Annotated in this window: 16 protein-coding genes and 1 tRNA gene; 8 read left to right on the top strand and 9 right to left on the bottom strand. The window is 66.8% G+C overall.

Annotated features, from left to right (window positions below; genetic code table 11):
* Positions 1 to 128: 128 nt before the first annotated feature.
* The 4 genes from hpaE to hpaI are packed head-to-tail and all read right to left on the bottom strand — an operon-like array spanning position 129 to position 3,850.
* Positions 129 to 1,655 carry a 5-carboxymethyl-2-hydroxymuconate semialdehyde dehydrogenase gene (gene hpaE, locus B047_RS0102095; protein WP_018465307.1) on the bottom strand — a complete coding sequence of 509 codons (1,527 nt, stop codon included), beginning with the start codon at positions 1,653 to 1,655 and terminating at the stop codon, positions 129 to 131.
* Between the two features lie 34 nt (positions 1,656 to 1,689).
* On the bottom strand, positions 1,690 to 2,145 hold the full coding sequence (locus B047_RS16045; RefSeq protein ID WP_040778800.1) for a DUF3293 domain-containing protein: 456 nt from the start codon (positions 2,143 to 2,145) through the stop codon (positions 1,690 to 1,692).
* Positions 2,146 to 2,147: 2 nt separating this feature from the next.
* Positions 2,148 to 2,918 carry a fumarylacetoacetate hydrolase family protein gene (locus B047_RS0102085; protein WP_018465305.1) on the bottom strand — a complete coding sequence of 257 codons (771 nt, stop codon included), beginning with the start codon at positions 2,916 to 2,918 and terminating at the stop codon, positions 2,148 to 2,150.
* Positions 2,919 to 2,941: 23 nt separating this feature from the next.
* Positions 2,942 to 3,850: a 2,4-dihydroxyhept-2-ene-1,7-dioic acid aldolase gene (gene hpaI / locus B047_RS0102080; protein WP_026234499.1), complete on the bottom strand. Its 909-nt coding sequence runs from the start codon at positions 3,848 to 3,850 to the stop codon at positions 2,942 to 2,944.
* 80 nt (positions 3,851 to 3,930) lie between these two features.
* Between hpaI and B047_RS0102075 the strand changes: the two genes are divergently transcribed.
* Positions 3,931 to 5,472, top strand: a complete 1,542-nt coding sequence (locus B047_RS0102075; protein WP_018465303.1) for a helix-turn-helix domain-containing protein — start codon at positions 3,931 to 3,933, stop codon at positions 5,470 to 5,472.
* A 145-nt stretch (positions 5,473 to 5,617) separates the two neighbouring features.
* Positions 5,618 to 6,835, top strand: coding sequence for an aminotransferase class V-fold PLP-dependent enzyme (locus tag B047_RS0102070; protein ID WP_018465302.1), 1,218 nt, complete (start codon positions 5,618 to 5,620; stop codon positions 6,833 to 6,835).
* On the opposite strand, the gene B047_RS0102065 is transcribed toward B047_RS0102070, so the two are convergent.
* From B047_RS0102065 to B047_RS0102045, 5 genes are all read right to left on the bottom strand, one after another.
* A complete protein-coding gene (locus B047_RS0102065) occupies positions 6,823 to 7,083 on the bottom strand; it encodes a Txe/YoeB family addiction module toxin (protein WP_018465301.1) in 261 nt (86 codons plus the stop codon). The two genes, B047_RS0102070 and B047_RS0102065, sit on opposite strands and share 13 nt — an antisense overlap.
* Positions 7,080 to 7,334, bottom strand: a complete 255-nt coding sequence (locus tag B047_RS0102060) for a type II toxin-antitoxin system Phd/YefM family antitoxin (protein WP_018465300.1) — start codon at positions 7,332 to 7,334, stop codon at positions 7,080 to 7,082. The genes B047_RS0102065 and B047_RS0102060 overlap by 4 nt, the downstream gene beginning before the upstream one ends.
* A gap of 180 nt (positions 7,335 to 7,514) precedes the next feature.
* On the bottom strand, positions 7,515 to 9,356 hold the full coding sequence (locus tag B047_RS18265) for an AfsR/SARP family transcriptional regulator (RefSeq protein WP_084784911.1): 1,842 nt from the start codon (positions 9,354 to 9,356) through the stop codon (positions 7,515 to 7,517).
* A 455-nt stretch (positions 9,357 to 9,811) separates the two neighbouring features.
* Positions 9,812 to 9,887 (bottom strand) — tRNA-Ala (locus B047_RS0102050).
* Between the two features lie 54 nt (positions 9,888 to 9,941).
* Positions 9,942 to 10,304 carry a hypothetical protein gene (locus tag B047_RS0102045; protein WP_018465298.1) on the bottom strand — a complete coding sequence of 121 codons (363 nt, stop codon included), beginning with the start codon at positions 10,302 to 10,304 and terminating at the stop codon, positions 9,942 to 9,944.
* 117 nt (positions 10,305 to 10,421) lie between these two features.
* Between B047_RS0102045 and B047_RS0102040 the strand changes: the two genes are divergently transcribed.
* From B047_RS0102040 to B047_RS0102015, 6 genes are all read left to right on the top strand, one after another.
* A complete protein-coding gene (locus B047_RS0102040; protein WP_018465297.1) occupies positions 10,422 to 11,063 on the top strand; it encodes a Rad52/Rad22 family DNA repair protein in 642 nt (213 codons plus the stop codon).
* The gene (locus B047_RS0102035; RefSeq protein ID WP_018465296.1) at positions 11,060 to 11,818 is read left to right on the top strand and encodes a metallophosphoesterase; all 759 of its coding nucleotides are present in this window, start codon (positions 11,060 to 11,062) and stop codon (positions 11,816 to 11,818) included. The genes B047_RS0102040 and B047_RS0102035 overlap by 4 nt, the downstream gene beginning before the upstream one ends.
* A complete protein-coding gene (gene rsmA / locus B047_RS0102030; RefSeq protein WP_018465295.1) occupies positions 11,815 to 12,624 on the top strand; it encodes a 16S rRNA (adenine(1518)-N(6)/adenine(1519)-N(6))-dimethyltransferase RsmA in 810 nt (269 codons plus the stop codon). The genes B047_RS0102035 and rsmA overlap by 4 nt, the downstream gene beginning before the upstream one ends.
* A gap of 66 nt (positions 12,625 to 12,690) precedes the next feature.
* Complete coding sequence (gene plsX / locus B047_RS0102025; protein ID WP_018465294.1) at positions 12,691 to 13,677, top strand: phosphate acyltransferase PlsX; 987 nt, start codon at positions 12,691 to 12,693, stop codon at positions 13,675 to 13,677.
* A gap of 19 nt (positions 13,678 to 13,696) precedes the next feature.
* Positions 13,697 to 14,794: a mechanosensitive ion channel family protein gene (locus tag B047_RS0102020; protein WP_018465293.1), complete on the top strand. Its 1,098-nt coding sequence runs from the start codon at positions 13,697 to 13,699 to the stop codon at positions 14,792 to 14,794.
* 39 nt (positions 14,795 to 14,833) lie between these two features.
* Complete coding sequence (locus B047_RS0102015; protein ID WP_018465292.1) at positions 14,834 to 16,351, top strand: carboxylesterase/lipase family protein; 1,518 nt, start codon at positions 14,834 to 14,836, stop codon at positions 16,349 to 16,351.
* Positions 16,352 to 16,642 lie beyond the last annotated feature (291 nt).

Raw genomic sequence — 16,642 nt, 5'->3', positions numbered from 1 at the left:
CGACCCTCAGGGAGGGGTGTGCTCTAGGATTCAAAAAGATAGCCTCTGAAGGTCTTTGCTTTGGGTGATTATCTTTTTGAATCCGGTATAAGGCGGTTTGTAGATTCTAGGGTAACCCACAAACTGCTCTAGTTCCCAAATCTGGGAATGGGGTGCTCGCCCAGCGGCACAGCGATGCACTTGAGCTCGGTGTAGAACTCCAGGCTGTATTCCCCGCCCTCGCGGTGAGTACCCGAGAACTTGACCCCGCCGAAGGGGGTGGGTAGGTGGCGCACGTTGTGGCTGTTGATCCAGGTCATGCCGCTCTCGAGATAAAGCCCCATGCGGTGGGCGCGGGTCACGTCGCGGGTCCAGACGTAAGCCGCCAGGCCGTACTTCACGTCGTTGGCCTTGGCGAGGGCATCGGCCTCGTCCTTGAAAGGGATCACCGTGAGCACCGGCCCAAAGATCTCCTCCTGGGCGATGCGCATGTGGTTCTCACCCACGAAGAGGGCGGGGCGCATGTAGTTGCCCTCGCTGCCCACGCGCTCCCCACCCACCACCAACCTCGCGCCCTCCTCCTGCCCGATACGCACATAGCCCAGTACGCGCTCGAGGTGCTCGGGGTGGATCAGCGGCCCCACCTCGGTCTCGGGGTCAAGCGGGTGGCCCACCCTCACCCGCGCGGCCCGCTCGGCCACCCGGCCCACGAACTCATCGAGGATGGATTCCTGCACCAGCGCCCTCGAGTTGGCCGTACAGCGTTCGCCGTTGAAGCTGTAGATCTGAAAGATGGTGGCATCGAGGGCCCGCTCGAAGTCGGCGTCCTCGAAGAGGATGGCCGGGGACTTGCCGCCGAGCTCGAGGGAGAGCCGCTTGAGCTGGTCGGCGGCGTTCTTCATCACGATGGAGCCGGTGGTGGTCTCGCCGGTGAGGGTGATCAGCGGCACCAGGGGGTGGGCCACCAGCGGGGCGCCGGCCTCCTCCCCGAAGCCCTGCACCACGTTGAAGGTGCCGGGGGGTAGGTCGGCCTCCTGCATGATCTCGGCCAGCTTCCAGGCCGTCAGCGGCGACCACTCGGCGGGCTTGAGGATCACCGTGTTGCCAAAAGCCAGCGCGGGGGCGATGCGCCAGGTGGAGAGCATCATGGGGGCGTTCCAGGGGGTGATGATGCCGCACACCCCCACCGGCACCCGCAGGGTGTAGTAGACCCACTCCGCGTCCACGGGGTAGCTGCGCCCGTCCATGGCTCGCTCGGCCCAGTCGGCGTAGAAGCTGAAGTTCTCGGCGGTGCGGGCGATCTGGCCGCGCACGATCTTGAGCACCTGCCCGGCGTCTAGGCACTCGATGGTCGCGAGTTCGTCGCCGTGCTTTTCGATGAGGCTGGCGATCTTGAGCAGGTACTTCTTGCGCTCGCGGGCCTTGAGCCTGCCCCAACCCGTCTTGAAAGCCTTATGCGCCGCCTGCGCTGCCCGCTCGATGTCCTCGGCGTGACCGCGATAGACACGGGCCAGCACTCGGTTGGTGGCGGGATCCAGCGTCTCAAAGACCTCGCCCCGCGCGCCAGCGACGAACTGCCCGCCGATGTAGTGCTCGAAGGTGCGCGAGGCCAGCTTCTGCCGCACCTGCTCGATGAACTCGGGGCGGATGCCTGCGGTTTTGTCGTCAATCTTCATCTTCCCTCCCAAAATCTGCAGCTCAACGAGGGATTTACCTGCTGCCAGGTGAAGGGCCTGGAATTGCGTTAGGTTGCGCTGGGTAGAACCACTCGAGCCCCCCGCCCCCGCACCACGCCAGCGCCACCCGCTCGCCCTCTCCATAGACGATGGCGTTCTGCCCGAAGCGCCGGCCCACGGCCAGGGCCTCCTCGAGGCCAATCCCCAACACCGCGAATCCCTCCTCCAACCAGTCTCCCTCAGGCGAGCGGTTCACGCTAGGAGTGAGCCCATAGCCCCCCTCACGCAGCAGCCGCTCGAGTTCGCGGTGTCGCCGGGCGTTCTCTTCAGCCGGGAGTGGCTGGCTGCCGGGATTGTGGGCGGTGATGATGGCAAAGGCACGCCCCCCGAAGAGGATGACCCCGGTGGGCTCCTCGCTCAGGGTGAAGGCCACCCCCCCAGCCTCGTAAACGGCAGCCCGGTAGACCTGAGAGAGCACCCCTGTACTCATATTCAACCCATATCGCCGGGGATGATCTCCTCGCGCACCGAGTTCTCCAAAGCGCCCAGGCCGTCGATCTCCAGGCGCATCACATCCCCAGAGCGCACATGGGAGATGCCCTTGGGCGTACCGGTGAGGATGACGTCGTAGGGCTTGAGGGTCATGAAGCGCGAGACGAACTCGATGATCTCGGGGATGCTGAAGATGAGGTCGCGGGTGTTGCCCTGCTGGCGCAGCTCGCCGTTGACGTAGGTGCGCAGCTCGAGGTTGTGGGGGTCGGGGATCTCATCGGCAGAGACCAGCATGGGTCCCATGGGCCCGAAGGTGTCCCAGCCCTTGGCCTTGATGGGCGGGCGATACATGTTGCCCACGAAGTCGCGCACGGTCACGTCGTTGGCGATGGTATAGCCCAGCACGTATTCCATGGCCCGCTCGGCCTTGACGCGGCGGGCGGGCTTGCCGGCGCGGCCCATCACCACGGCCAGCTCGTTCTCGTAGTGCATGTACTCCACGCCCTTGGGCCGCACCACGTGGGCTTTATGGGGGATCAGGCTCGACTCGGGCTTGATGAACAGCACCGGTTCCTTGGGCATCTCCAGCCCCAACTCCTCGGCGTGGTCGCGGTAGTTGAGGGCCAGCCCCACCACGGTGCCGGGGGTGAAAGGCAGCATGTACTGTAGGCTGTCGGGGTGGTGGAGCTCGCCCGCCTCGTCCACTACCAGCCCGTGGTCTACGATGCCCTTGCGCACCCAGCCGTTGTAAAAGAATCGTACGGTCTTCATCGCGCGTCGCCTCCCCTCAGCGCTCAACCGGCCTGAGCCACCAACAAGCCGTAGCCTTCGGCCATCTTACGCAGACGGGCTTCGATTTCCGGGGTTGTGGGACCCAGCGGCTCGCGCCATTCCTTCTCGATGAGGCCCATCCAGGAGAGCACGGTCTTGAGCGGGATGGGGTTGGTGTCCCAGAAGATGGCGTCGTTGGCCTCGAGGCCGTAGTAGTGCAGCTCCAGCGCCTCGGCGTAGCGGCCCTGCAAGAGCATCTCGCACATCTCGGCGGTCTCCTTGGGCAGCCAGTTGGCGGTGGCGGCGATGGTGCCCACGGCGCCCACGGCCATCATGGGGAAGGTGAGGGCCTCGAGGCCGCAGAACACCCGGAAGTCACGCCCCACCACCCGCAGCAGCTCGGAGACGTACTCGACGTCCTTGGAGGAGTGCTTGAGCCCGTTGATGTTCTTGAACTCGCGGCGCAGGCGCGCCACGGTGGGGATCTTGATCTCGATGCCCGAGCGTCCCGGGATGTTGTAGAGCACCACCGGCATGTCGGGCACGCTGGCGGCGACCTGCCCGAAGAAGCGGTAGAGCCCCTCCTGGTTGGGCTTGATGTAGTAGGGGGTGATCACCAGCGCCTCGGCCGCCCCCACCCGCCGGGCGAACTGGGTGAGCTCGAGCGTCTCGTCCAGGCGCAGGGTACCGGTCCCGGCCATCACCTTGACCCGGCCCCTGGCCAAGCGCACCGCCAACTCGATGAGGTATTTGCGCTCCTCCAGGCTCAGCGTACCCGGCTCGCCGGTGGTGCCTCCCACGCTGATGCCGTGCGAGCCGGCTTCGATCTGGCGCTCGATGAGGCGCTCGAGGGCGGCCTCGTCGATGCGTCCGTTCTTGAAGGGCGTCACCAGAGGGGTGACGGAACCGTGCATCAGGCTGCGGTCTACCATGAAGCGAAGGTAGCCCCTGGAGCAGCCAAATACAAGTGTCTATTCATATACTAATCCAGCAATTTACTGTAGAAAAAGACATGACCCTGACGGAACTGCTCGAGCACCCCACCCTGGGCCTGCGCAAGTTGGGTGGGGAAGCCCATGCCTCACGTCCGATCCAGGGCGTGCAGGTAGTGGAATTCCCCGGCGAGGCCGAAGGGCTCCAACCCGGCAGCGTGGCCCTCACCACCGGCGTGTGGATGGGCCGCCACCCCGAGCGGCAGCGGGCCTTCGCCGCCGCGCTAAAGGGCCGGGCCCTCGCGCTGGGCCTGCACGAGGGCGCGGTCATTCCCGCCATGCCCGAGGCTCTGCGCCGGGCCTGCCTCGAGGCCGGGATCGCGGTCTTCGCCATTCCCCACAGCACGCCGCTCGAGGCCATTGGCTGGGCCATTGCCGCAAGCCTCCCGGCCCTGCCCCTCGAGGCCGCGCAGCAAGCCCTGCTGGAGGCGCTCGAGCACTCCGGCGACCGGGGCCTCGTGAGTCGGCTGGCCGAGCTGAGCGGCCTGGCCGTGGCCTACTTCGCGCCGTGGGGTCAGCTCAGCGCCGGGGCCGGGGACTTCGACCCCGTCGGCCTCTGGCAGGCGCTTCACCACCCCACCGAGCGCGAGTGGCTGGGTGAAGCCCTGGGCCAGGTGGCCTGTTCGCTGCCGGTGCGGGCCGGCGGGCGCACCCAGGCGGTGCTGGTGGCGCTGGCTCCGGATGCCGAGGCGCTGGGGCGGGCCAGAGCTACACTCGACTTCGCCCGCCGCCTGCTGGCGGTGAGCCTGCCCGAGCGGGTGGGGGTGATCGACCAGGAGCGGCTGGTGCGCGGGGGTCTGCTGCGCGAGCTGCTGCTGGAGCCGTGGAACCCCGAGCTGAGCCCGGCCCGCCTGAGGGCCTTCGGCTTCACCGGTGAGCCGGTGGCCCTGGCCGTGGTCGAGGTGCGCGACCCCTGGGCCCGCCAGCGGGAGAGCCGCCAGCAGCAGCTCGAGTTCCGCGTCTTCCAGGACGCCCTGCGCCGTGCCGGAGAGGAGTTCTTTAGCGCCCGGGGCCTCCCCTTCCTCACCGGCTTCCTCTCCGAAGTGGTGCTGCTGGCCTGGCAGAGCCCCCGCCCCCGCGAGCAACTCGAGGGGCTGCGGGCCGCCCTCACCGCCGTGGCCCCGGCCAGCGACACCCGCCTGGGCCTCTCCAGCCCCCACCTCCCCCCCGACCTCCCCGCCGCCCACCGCGAGGCCCTGCTGGCTGCCGAGAGCGTACTACAGCCGCGCGGCTCGGCCTCCTGGGAGGAGCTCGAGCCCACCGCCTGGGTGGTAGCGACCGCCCCCCTCGAGCGCCTGCGCCCCGTCTTCGACGCCACCCTGGGCGCCATCCGCCGCCACGACCCGGCTGGCCGCCTCGAGCGCACCCTGCGCACCCACCTCGAGCTCGGCCGCAACCTCAACCAGACCGCCGCCCACCTCGGCCTGCACGTCAACACCGTGCGCAAGCGCCTGCGGCAGCTCGAGGCCATCCTGGGCGACTCGCTCGAGTCTGCCGCCCTGCTCGCGAGCCTGCGCCTGGCCCTGCTGGCCGAGCGGCGGTTGTTGGCGGAGGGGCGGTAGCTGATGGCCGGGTACGGGTCGGTCCTACGCCGTACGTAAGGCACCTCGACCCTCGGCACCGTCAGGAAGGGATTTCTTTTGAGCCACGGTTCACGAGCCTCCCGCTGACGGTTGAGGGCTGATAGCCTTATACCCAGAACCTCTTATGGACCTCGCCCAACATCCCTCTCCCCTTACCTTCGGCCGCGCGATGCTCGAGCACTGGCTGCTGGACCCCGCCATTACCTACCTCAACCACGGCACGGTGGGGGCCACGCCACGACGGGTGCTCGAGGCCCAGCAAGCCATTCGCGACGAAATCGAGCGCCAGCCAGCCCGCTACCTGCTGCGTGAGCTGATGAACCTCGCGCCCGAGCCGCCAGCCCGGCCACCCCGGCTGCGACTCGCGGCTGAGGCCGTGGCCGCCTTCATGGGGGCGCGGGGTGAGGACTTGGTGTTCGTGGACAACGCCACCACCGGGGTCAACGCGGTGCTGCGCTCGTTGAGGCTCGAGCCCGGCGATGAGCTGCTGATCACCGACTTAGCCTACGGCGCCGTCATCAACGCGGCGGCCTTCGTGGCCCGCGAGCGCGGGGCCCGGCTGGTCAGGGTCCACCTGCCCTTCCCCACCCGCGACCCCGGCGAGTACGTCGAGCGGGTGGCGCAGGCCATCACACCCCGGACTCGCGTCGCCGTTCTCGACCACGTGACCTCCGAGAGCGCGCTGATCCTGCCCCTGGCCGAGATGGCCGCCGCTTGCCGCGCCAGGGGAGTCCCCGTACTGGCCGACGGGGCCCACGCACCCGGCGCGATCCCTTTGAACCTCCCTAGCCTGGGGGTGGACTGGTACACCGGCAACCTGCACAAGTGGGCCTTCGCGCCTCGGAGCTGCGGCTTTCTGTGGGTCGCGCCCGAACGCCACAGGGATTTGCACCCGCCCGTGATCTCCTGGGGCCTGGACCAGGGCCTGCACCAGGAGTTCGACTGGGTGGGCACCCGCGACCCCTCCCCTTTCCTGGCCGCCCCCGAGGGCATCGCCTTCATGCAGGACTTCCTGGGCCTGGAGGCCATGCGCCGCTACAACCACGCCCTGGCTTGGCAGGCCGCACAGCTTCTGACGGAGCACTGGGGAACACGCCTCGAGACCCCCCGGAGCATGGTGGGCTGCATGGTCAGCGTGCCCCTGCCCGAGCAGGCGGGCTCTACCCGCGAGGAAGCCGCCCACCTGAAAGACGCTCTGCTGTTCGAGTGGCAAATCGAAGCCCCTGTGATCGCGATCCAGGGCCGGCTGTGGGTGCGGGTCTCGGCCCAGGTCTACAACGACGTGGGCGACCTCGAGCGGCTAGCACAGGCCGTGGAAAATGTCCTGGCTCAATCGCCGTAGTGGTAACGCAGCATCGCAATGATCAGGTCGTCGCCCTCGACCTTGTACACCATGCGGTGTTCCTGGTTGATGCGCCGCGACCACCAACCTTGCAGGTTGTGCTTGAGCGGCTCGGGCTTGCCCAGACCGTCGAAGGCGTTACGCTGGGCGTCGCGGATCAGTTCGTTGATACGGCGGAGCAAGGTCCTGTCGGTCTTCTGCCAGTACAGGTAGTCCTCCCAGGCCTCCTCCGAAAAGATCAACCTCACTCCTCCAACAGCTCCCTAACCTTGCCCTTGCCCTGCTCGAGCGACTCGATCGACCTCATCAGGCGGCGGGCGTTGGCGGGGTTGGACATGAGGTAGGCAGTTTCCTGCCAGGCGTTGAAGTCTTCCAGGCTCATCATCACCACCGCGCGGCCATTGTTGCGGGTGATGATGATGGGATCGTGGTTATCGATGATCTCGTCCATGGTTTTCGCCAGGTTCTGGCGGGCATGGGTGTAGGTGATGGCTCTCATATGTACAGGATATTGTACATATAGGTCCGGAGCAAGCAGGGGTGGGGGTACCCTTGCACCAATCGCTGCGGAAATACCGGTAGAAAAGCGCTTTCTAGTGCAGGTCTTTGGGGCAGCGCTCGATCGCAGAGCGGGCGCAAGGGGATTGCCCCCTCCCTTCACGCCGATTTACGCCTGCGCCTAGCGCCAGATGCGCCCGGAGACCAGGTTGGAAAACAGGTCGTACACCGGCACCCGGGGCTTCTCGTAAGGAGGCGGGGCCTGGCTGATGCGGTAAGCGTTGACCTCGAGGTCCAGCAGCGCGCTCTCGGCGGCGCTGTGCAGGCTCACGCTCGCACCCTGAGGCACGCGGAACCAGAAGTCGAGCTTCTCGAGCAGCGGCAGTACGGTGGTCTGGGGGTCGAGCTGGACGGGCTTGGCGCCCTTGAGGAAGTAGACCCGGCCCTCCCGCTCGCCACGCAGGGTCAGCACCAAGGGGGCCGCCACCCCGCTCACGCCGATGCCCAGCGGGGTTTCCACGTAGGCGTAGCCCCTGAGGTGCAGCAGGCCCGGCTCCTCGAAGGTAGCCCACTCCAGCCCGGAGGGTCCCACGATCGAGGGGGTGCGGTTCCAGCGTAGGTAGCGTCCCTCGGTATCGAAGCCCAGCCCGAAGCGGCTCTCCTCGAGCATGGCAATCTCCCCACCGGGGGAAAGCTCCTCGGGGATCAGCTCGGCAAGCTCCGGCTGGGGCATGCCCAGGAAGGCCCGCAAGCCGTACTGAGGCCAATCCTCCAGGGCTTGCACAAAGCTGCTCCAGTCGGTGGTATCGCCGGCCATCAGACGGTGATAGGCCTCGGGCATGGTCTGGTTCTCCAGGGCCATCTGTAAGGCGGCCTGGCGGTGGTACTGCTGGCGGCGGCCCGGCTGGAGGCTGTGGTAGAGCACGCGGCGGATGGAGTCGTCGGCGAATTGCCACTGACCGTTGTAGACCAACCACCCCCAGCGCTCGAGCTCATCGAGGAAGGGGGTGCCCTCCAGCGCGTCGAGCAGGCCCTGGGTGAAGGGGGCGGGATGGACCGACAGGCGCTCGAGGGCTAAGCGGGCCTCGAGCGAGAGCATGCGGGCCTCGAGCTGCACCTGCGCCCGCACCCGCTGGGGCAGGGGCAGATCGCCCTCAAGCTGGCCCATCGCCAGCAACTCGCGCAGGTAACCGGGGCTGCCGCCCGAGGCCAGGAAGAGCTTGGCGGCCTGGGCGAAAGGCATCTGGCTGAGCAGGCCGCTGCGGGCTTCGCCCCAGGAGAGCGGGGGCAGGCTGATGCAGCGGGTGCGCTCGGGGGGGTAGTGGCTGCGCAGCTCGAGGATGATCTGGGGGTCCTCGCCGAAGGAGGAGCGCTCGACGACCCACAGGCCCTCGCGGTCGTTGAGCGCACGCTCCACAGCTCCGTCGGGGTAGGGGGCACGCAGGTAGTGCAGCACACGACCCGAGCCGCGCGGGCCCTCCAGGAAAGGCATACCCAACGTCTTGGCCAGGGCCTGGGCAAAGGAGGTACGACCCGAGCCGGGACGGCCCATGAGGATGAGCAGGAAGGGCGGCTGGACCTGGGCGGCCACATCCTGCACCAGCCGCTCACGGCCCATCGCACCGGGGCTGCCCGACATGAGCTGCGAGCGCTGGCCCTCGAGCCAAGCCCTGAACTCGGCGGAGATATCCTCCAAGCCTTCCATGGGCATGCCCGGCCCCACTGCCCGGTCGAGTTGCAGGTAGGCCGGGGGCTTGAGGGGGTCTTCTCCGGGTTGAAAGCCGTTGAAGCCCAGAGGGGCGAGGGCCTGTCCCAGGCGGTGCAGCTCCACGCGTAGGTTTTGCGAGGCCGCCCTGTGGCCCCACAGCAGGTCGGCCAGCACCTCGCGGCGGGTGGGGCCCTCGAGCAGCAGATAGTACAGGATCGCCAGCCCCTTGCGCTGCAGCTTGATCTCACGCCCCTGATACTCCAATCGGGCAGGTCCCCAGAGTTTTAGTTGAATGTTCCCCGTAGCTTTGCTCATCGCTTCAATCCCCCTAAAATCCCCAGCCGCTTGTGCATCACGCGACCCTCAGCACGGCGTAAGCGCGGCAAGCATTTCACAAGCGTCAAGCTAACACCAATCTTGGGTTAAGGGATGTTCAAAGATCACAACGCGTAACTCCACAGGAGCATCTCTCGTAACGAGAATAAACCAAGTTTATCGCCTGGGCCGCAAATCCGCCTTCCAGACATCAATCCCCCGGGTAACGCCCCCCAGAAGACCTTGTCCCGGCAGCGTTTATCAACGCTTCGGCGATAGGCGATGGCGATACTTTGTGCCAAGTTCAGGTCTGCCCCACTCCAGAGCAGCCTCAAGATTCACGAGGTGCCCGGCAATACCCTGGCTCAGATGATGGCCTCATAGCCCCCTCACAGAAGTCAGGCATGGCGATTCAAGCTAAGGACGGGATTCCTCGAGGAATCCCGTCCTGGATCTGGTGGAGCTGAGGGGATTCGAACCCCTGACCTTCGCAGTGCGATTGCGACGCGCTCCCAACTGCGCTACAGCCCCTCGCGGCGGGCCAAGACCCGCGCCCCCTATCTTAGCGAGAGGCCCCCAGGCTGTCTAGCCTTCCTTGACCTTGACCTCGATGCGGCCCTTCTTGTCCTTGACCTCGAGCCTGGCTTTGGCTTTGCCCCGGCGGTACTCGGCCTTGTAGCCGTCCTTCTTCGACTCGTACTTGACCCGCTGCCAGCCGCGAGCGCGCAGGTCACGGTCGTGGTAGACGAACACCTCCTCGATGCGATTGGCTACATAGACCACCACGATGCCTTGAGGCTCGGGGATACGCTGCACGACGATGAGGTTGGGCACCAGGGAAATGCGCAGCTCGCCGCTGACGGTCAACACCGGCGCGGACACGGTGATCTGCTGGGCCAGTGAGAGGGAGCCCAGGGCTAAGATGCATAGAACAAGCCAGCGTTTCACAGCCCCAAGCCTAAGCGTGAGGGGTAAATGGCGGGTGTGAGCAGGGTTAATTCCGCAGTAGGTGAGAAATACACGCTTGGGGCACTTAAAGCAGAGATTTGAGTAAAATGAAAGCCGATGAATTCCGATGCCTGGGAAATCCTGGCCGAGCCTTTTGCCGTGGGTGAAGTGCAGTGGCGGGTGGAGGCCCTCTCCAAGGACAAGCGCCGGGCCATGGTGGTGCCCTACATCGACGCCCGCAGCGTGCTCGAGCGCCTCGATGAGGCAGTTGGTCCCGAGGGCTGGCAGGACACTTACGAGGTCCTGGTAGCGCGGGAGGGCAGCTTCGCGGTGCGCTGTCGCCTGAGCGTGTTGGGGGTATCCAAGGAGGACGTGGGCGAGGGCGAAAGCCTCAAAGCCGCCTTTTCCGATGCCCTCAAACGGGCGGCGGTGAAGTTCGGGGTGGGCCGTTACCTGTACCGCCTCGAGAAGCAATGGGTCGATCACGACCCCGACAGCGGGCGCTTTACCCCGCCCCAGCTCGAGCGCCCGGCTCAGCCTCTCAGGGCAGGCCACGCCGAAGCCCAAGAAGCCCTCGCCGAGGCGGAAAAACCCGAACCCCAAGAACTCATCGACCGCCTGATCGACCGGCTCAAGGAGATGGGGATGGGCAAGGAGGTGGCCCGCATCGTGATGAAGTACCAAGGCTACGGCAAGAGCCTCGACGAGACCCGCCAGCTCTACGGCGAGCTGCGCGGCTTGCTCAAAGGGAAATCATGATCAAGGTGACAGCCATTGGCGACCTGCACGCCGAATTCCCCCGGCTGTGGCGGGCGCTGCGAGGGGCTTACTTGGCCGGTGAGGACTTCCTGCCCAGCGAGCCGGTCCAGCAGGGACGCTTCCGGGTGGTGCTCATGGGCGACCTGATGCACCCCAAGACCCTCGAGCACTACCAGCGCCTCACCGGCCTCGACGACTACAACCCCACGGATCCCGCCCACCTGCGCATGGCGGCCAAGGCCCAAGTCCGCGAGATGTACCGCATCAAGCGCTACCAGGAGGCTGCCCCCGAGCACGTCACCATCCTGCTGGGCAACCACGATCACGCCGCGGCCACCGGGAGCTTCGTGCTGGGCAACGCCTACCTCGAGCACCACGAGTTCCACCCCGAGCACGGCGGCATCTCGATGCCTGAAGACCTCAGAGCCTGGCTGCTCTCCTTCCCCACCGAGATCAACCTCTACGGGGTGAACTTCTCCCACGTGGGGCCGGTACCCTGGCTACAGAGCTACGACGAGATGTTCTACAACGGGCGCGAGGCCAAGGAGTGGTGGCAGCGCAACCCCGACTACGTCAGCCGCATGGGCTATAGGTTCGGGGTCTATGGTCATACCGTGATGAAAGAGGGCATCCAGATCTTCGATCAGTTGGCCCTCATCGACGCCTTCGACCAAGACCAGTACCTGGTGCTCTACCTCGACGACGATCACTTCGAGGTGCAAGTCGCCCACGTCCAGCCCCTACCCATTCAATGAAGCTCACCTCCCTTTCCACCGTGCGAGAGTTGCTCGAGCGGCACGGGCTGCGGGCCGACAAGCGCTTCGGGCAGAACTTCCTGATCGACGCGCACTACCTTCGGCGCATCGTCGAGGCGGTGGGCTTCGCTCCGGGCGAGGTGGTGTGGGAGGTGGGGCCGGGCCTGGGAACGCTCACGCGGGCGCTGGCCCTGGGTGGGGCCAGGGTGGTGAGCCTGGAGATGGACCGGCGGCTTCAGGCCGTCCACGCCGAGACCCTGGCCGGGCTCGAGGTGGAGGTGATCTGGGCAGACGCGCTGAAGTTCGACTGGAGCCAGGTAGCTCCCGGCAGCCTCTTCGCCGCCAATCTCCCCTACAACGTCGCCACCCCCATCATCACCGACCTGCTGCGCTCGGGGCGTTTCCGGCGCATCGTGGTGCTGGTGCAGAAGGAGGTAGCCCAGCGCATGGTAGCTCAGCCCGGCAGCACCGCCTACGGCGTGCTGAGCCTGCGGGTGCAACACCACGCCAGAGCCCAAAAGCTCTTCGACCTTCCCCCCGGCGCCTTTTACCCCGCCCCCAAGGTCACCAGTTCGCTGATCCGGCTCGACCCCGAGCCCATCCCCGACGACCCCGAGCTCTTCCGCCTGATCGAAGCCGCCTTCAGCCAGCGGCGCAAGACCCTGCGCAACGCCCTGCTGAGCAAGGGCTACGCCGAGGCCCACGTCATGGCCGCCCTCGAGCGCCTCTCCCTCCCGCCCCAGGTACGGGGCGAGGCGCTCTCCCTCGAGCAATTCCGCGCGCTCGAGGGTTTGCTCTCCGAGTAGAGGAAAACCAGCGGGCGGCTAAGCCATCGACTTTTGGGGCCACCTGAAACCCGATACAATCCCCTCATGAAACCGATCGCACTCGACGCCATGGGCGGTGATTACGCGCCCAGGGAAACCGTGGCCGGGGCAGTACTGGCCGCGAAGGAAGGCGTACCCGTGGTGTTGGTGGGACAGAAGGCCGCGCTCGAGGCCGAGCTCGCCCGCCACTCGGCTACCCTTCCCATCGTGGACACCCCCGACTTCATCCGCATGGAAGACCACGCCACCGAGGTGCGCAAACGCAAGGAGGCGTCCATCAACGTCTGCATGAACCTGCTCAAAGCCGGAGAAGCCAGCGCGGTGGTGGCGATGGGCCACACCGGGGCCACCCTGGCCTCGGCGCTGTTCACGCTGGGGCGCATCAAGGGGGTGGAGCGGCCTACGCTGCTGGTGGAGATGCCCAGCGAGAAGGGCAAGGTCTTCCTGGCCGACGGCGGGGCCAACGCCGACTGCCGCCCCAGCTTTTTGGTGCAGTTCGCGGTGATGGCCACCGCCTACGCCAAAGCCAGCGGGGTGGCCGAGCCCACGGTGGGCCTGCTCAACATCGGGGAGGAGGACGAGAAGGGCGACCAGCTCCGCCTCGAGGCCTTCCCTCTGCTCAGGGCCACCCCCGGCATCCGCTTCGTGGGCAACGTCGAGGGCCGCGACATCTTCAAGGGCACCAGCGACATCGTCGTCACCGACGGCTTCACCGGCAACGTGGTGCTCAAGCTCTCCGAGGGCGAGGCCCGCACCATCCTCAAGTGGGTGCGCGAAGCGCTGACGGGCTCCTTCCTCGCCAAGCTGGGCGCGCTGCTGGTGCGGGGCTCCTTGCAGGGCCTACGGGCGAGGATGGACCCCGCTGAGTACGGGGCCATGCCGCTGCTGGGCGTGGAGGGTGCGGTGTTCATCGGGCATGGCTCGGCCGATGCCCGCGCGGTGCAGAGCGCGCTACGCAAGGCCAAGGGCGCGGCGGAGGCCGGTTTGGTCGAGCGCATCCGCAGCGGCATTGCCCAATTGGTCGTCGGATGAGTCGGTATACTGCCGATCTATGGAAAACATCGGTGCTCCCGGATTGCTCGCCGAACTCACGGGCACGCTTTGGTGGCGCTGGTTTTTAAGCCTGCTGGTGGTGGTCTTGGCCTGGTGGGCCGGGCGCCTGGGAAGCAGCCTGCTGCGCTGGGCAGGGGGTCTGACCCCCAGCGAGCAGGACGACCGCTACTGGCGGTGGCTGGGCAGGGTCTGGTGGGCCCTGGTGGGGGTAGCCGCCTTCTCGGTGATCGTGCTGGTGCAGGGTCTGGCGCTCGAGCCCTTCCGCACCTGGGGGGCGCAGCTGGTGGCCTGGCTGGGCAGCAAAGGGGCTTCGGGGCTTCTGATCCTGGCCTTCTCCTTCCTGGGCTACCGCGCCGTCTCGCGCCTGCTTGGGCGGCTCCCCATGCCCACCTCCGAGGAGTTCACCCGCCAGCAGGTACGCTCCCAGACCCTCAAGGGCGTCCTCGAGGCGGTCCTGAAGTCGGTGGTGATCCTCCTGGGCGGGCTGTTCTTCCTCTCCAACCTGGGCTTCAACGTCACCGCGCTGCTGGCTGGGGCGGGCGTGGTGGGGCTGGCAGTCTCCTTCGCCGCCCAGAACCTCATCCGCGACATCCTCAACGGCTTCTTCATCCTCCTGGAGGACCAGTACGGCGTGGGTGACGTGGTGAGCATCGGCCAGGTGAGCGGGGGGGTGGAACGTTTCAACCTGCGCCTGACGGTGCTGCGCGATTTGCAGGGCCGGGTCCACTTCATCCCCAACTCCCAGGTGACCCAGGTGACGGTGATGAGCCGGGACTGGGCCCGCAGCGTGGAGGACATCTCCGTCGCCTACGGCGAGGACGTGGACCGGGCCCTGGAGGTCATCCGCGAAGAGGCCGAGCGCCTGTTCAACGACCCCCAGTGGCAGGAGAAGTTCACCCAGGCCCCGGAGGTGCTGGGGGTGGAGCGGCTGGGCGATTCGGGCGTCATCATCCGGGTGCTGCTGAGCACCAAGCCCAAGGAGCAGTGGGCCGTCGGGCGCGAGTTCCGCAGGCGCATCAAGATCCGCTTCGACCAGGAGGGCATCGAGATCCCCTTCCCCCAGACCAAGGTCTGGCTCGAGAAATTCCAAAGCTGATCACGGATTTCTCTCCCGGGTTGGGCCAGACTGAGCTCCATGCCGCGCTCACTCGTCCTTCTGTTTTTGCTGGGCTTCGCCCTCGCAGAAAGCGCCTACGTCTTCACCCCCCAGGGCACCGTGCGCGGGGGGGTCAACCCCCAAGCGCAGGTGGCCTATTTCCTGGGCATCCCCTACGCCCGCGCCGAACGCTGGAAGGCCCCGGTGCCCGTGGAGCGCCTCGAGGGGGTCCTCCAGGCCACCGCCTCCACCACCGCCTGCCCCCAACGGCGCTCGCTCACCACCGACTTAGGCGGCTACCTCCCCCCTAAGAGCGAGGACTGCTTGAACCTGGGGGTGTGGATGCCGCTGGGCTCCCCGCCGTCCGGGGGCTGGCCGGTGATGGTGTGGATCCACGGCGGCAGTTTTACCGGCGGGAGCTGGGCCGAGCCAGTGTACGACGGGACCTCGCTGGCCTCGAGGGGCGTGGTGGTGGTGGGCATCAACTACCGCCTGGGGCCGCTGGGCTGGCTGGCGCTCGAGAGCCTCAAAGCCGAGTCTCCCGAAGGAGCGGTGGGCAACTACGGGCTGATGGACCAGCTCGAGGCCCTGCGCTGGGTGCAGCGCAACATCCGGGCCTTCGGCGGTAACGCAGATAACGTCACGATCTTCGGGCACTCGGCGGGGGGCATGTCGGTGTGCACGCTGATGGCCAGCCCCAAGGCCAGGGGACTCTTCCACAAGGCCATCCTCATGTCAGGCGGGTGCGGGTACGTGCGCACCCCTCAGCAAGACCGCGAGTTCGTGGCCAAGTGGGCCGCGCTGATGGGCTGCCCTGGCGCCGACCCCGCCTGCTTGCGGGCGCTGCCCCTCGAGCGCCTCTTCCCCACCTCGGGGCCGGTGCTCGAGGGGCTGAGGAAGCTCGAGGAGGGCGGTTTCATGAAAAGCCCCTGGAAACCCCACGTGGATGGGGTTTACCTGACCAAGACCCCCCTCCAGGCCCTTCAGGACGGCGACGCCGCCGGAATCCCCCTGATCGCCGGGGGCACCTTCCAGGAGAGCTGGAGCGAGGTGATGGGGGGACCGGGCAACTGGGAGGAGTTCACCCGGCGGGCCGAGGAGGCTTTCACGGGCAAGGGCCTGCAATTCACCGCGCTCTACCGCTCGCTCTATGACAGGCCCAACGAAGCCTGGGGCTACTTCCAAACCGACCGCTACCTGCTGTGCCCGAGCCTCGAGGCCGCCCGCGCCCAGGCCCCCCACGCCCCCACCTACGCCTACCTCCAGACCTTCCAAAGCCCCTACCTGAGCAACCTGGGCAGCTTCCACGGCATCGACATGCCCCTGCTCTTCGGCACCCACACCGCCTGGCCCGCGCTGATGCTGTTCTTCACCCAGGAGGCGCTCGAGAAGGGCCAGCGCTACACCGAGGAGTTGCAGCGCGCCTGGGTCAGCTTCGCCCGCACGGGCACCCCGGGCCCCCAGTGGCGGAGCTACGAGCAGGGGCTGTACCGCTTCGCCGACCCGAGCGGGATGATCGCCAACGAGTACCCCCCGCGCTGTGAGCTGTTCCGCTAGGGCAGGGCCCAGCGGGTGAACGCGAGCGACCCCGGCCTTACTCAACCCTCAACACCTGAACGGCTCCCGCTCGAGGCAGCGACTCGGCCACCGTGGGATAGTTAACCATCAGCTTGAAGGCATGGTAGAAGCTTGCCCGAGCACAACTCCACCCTCAGGTGGTCGCCGGTCATACCAGGCTTAGTGCGCCACTGTTCGGTACAGCGGTGACCACTCCCCGCCGGCGAGGCTGGGGAATTATAGCCCCCCTCTTCTCTACCCTGGCCGAAGGGTTTGGTAGCAGATTCGGTT

This window comes from Calidithermus timidus DSM 17022, from assembly GCF_000373205.1.
Classification (GTDB): Bacteria; Deinococcota; Deinococci; order Deinococcales; family Thermaceae; genus Calidithermus; species Calidithermus timidus.
Note: the sequence above shows the minus strand (reverse complement) of the source record. Positions and strands in the feature narration are given on the sequence as shown.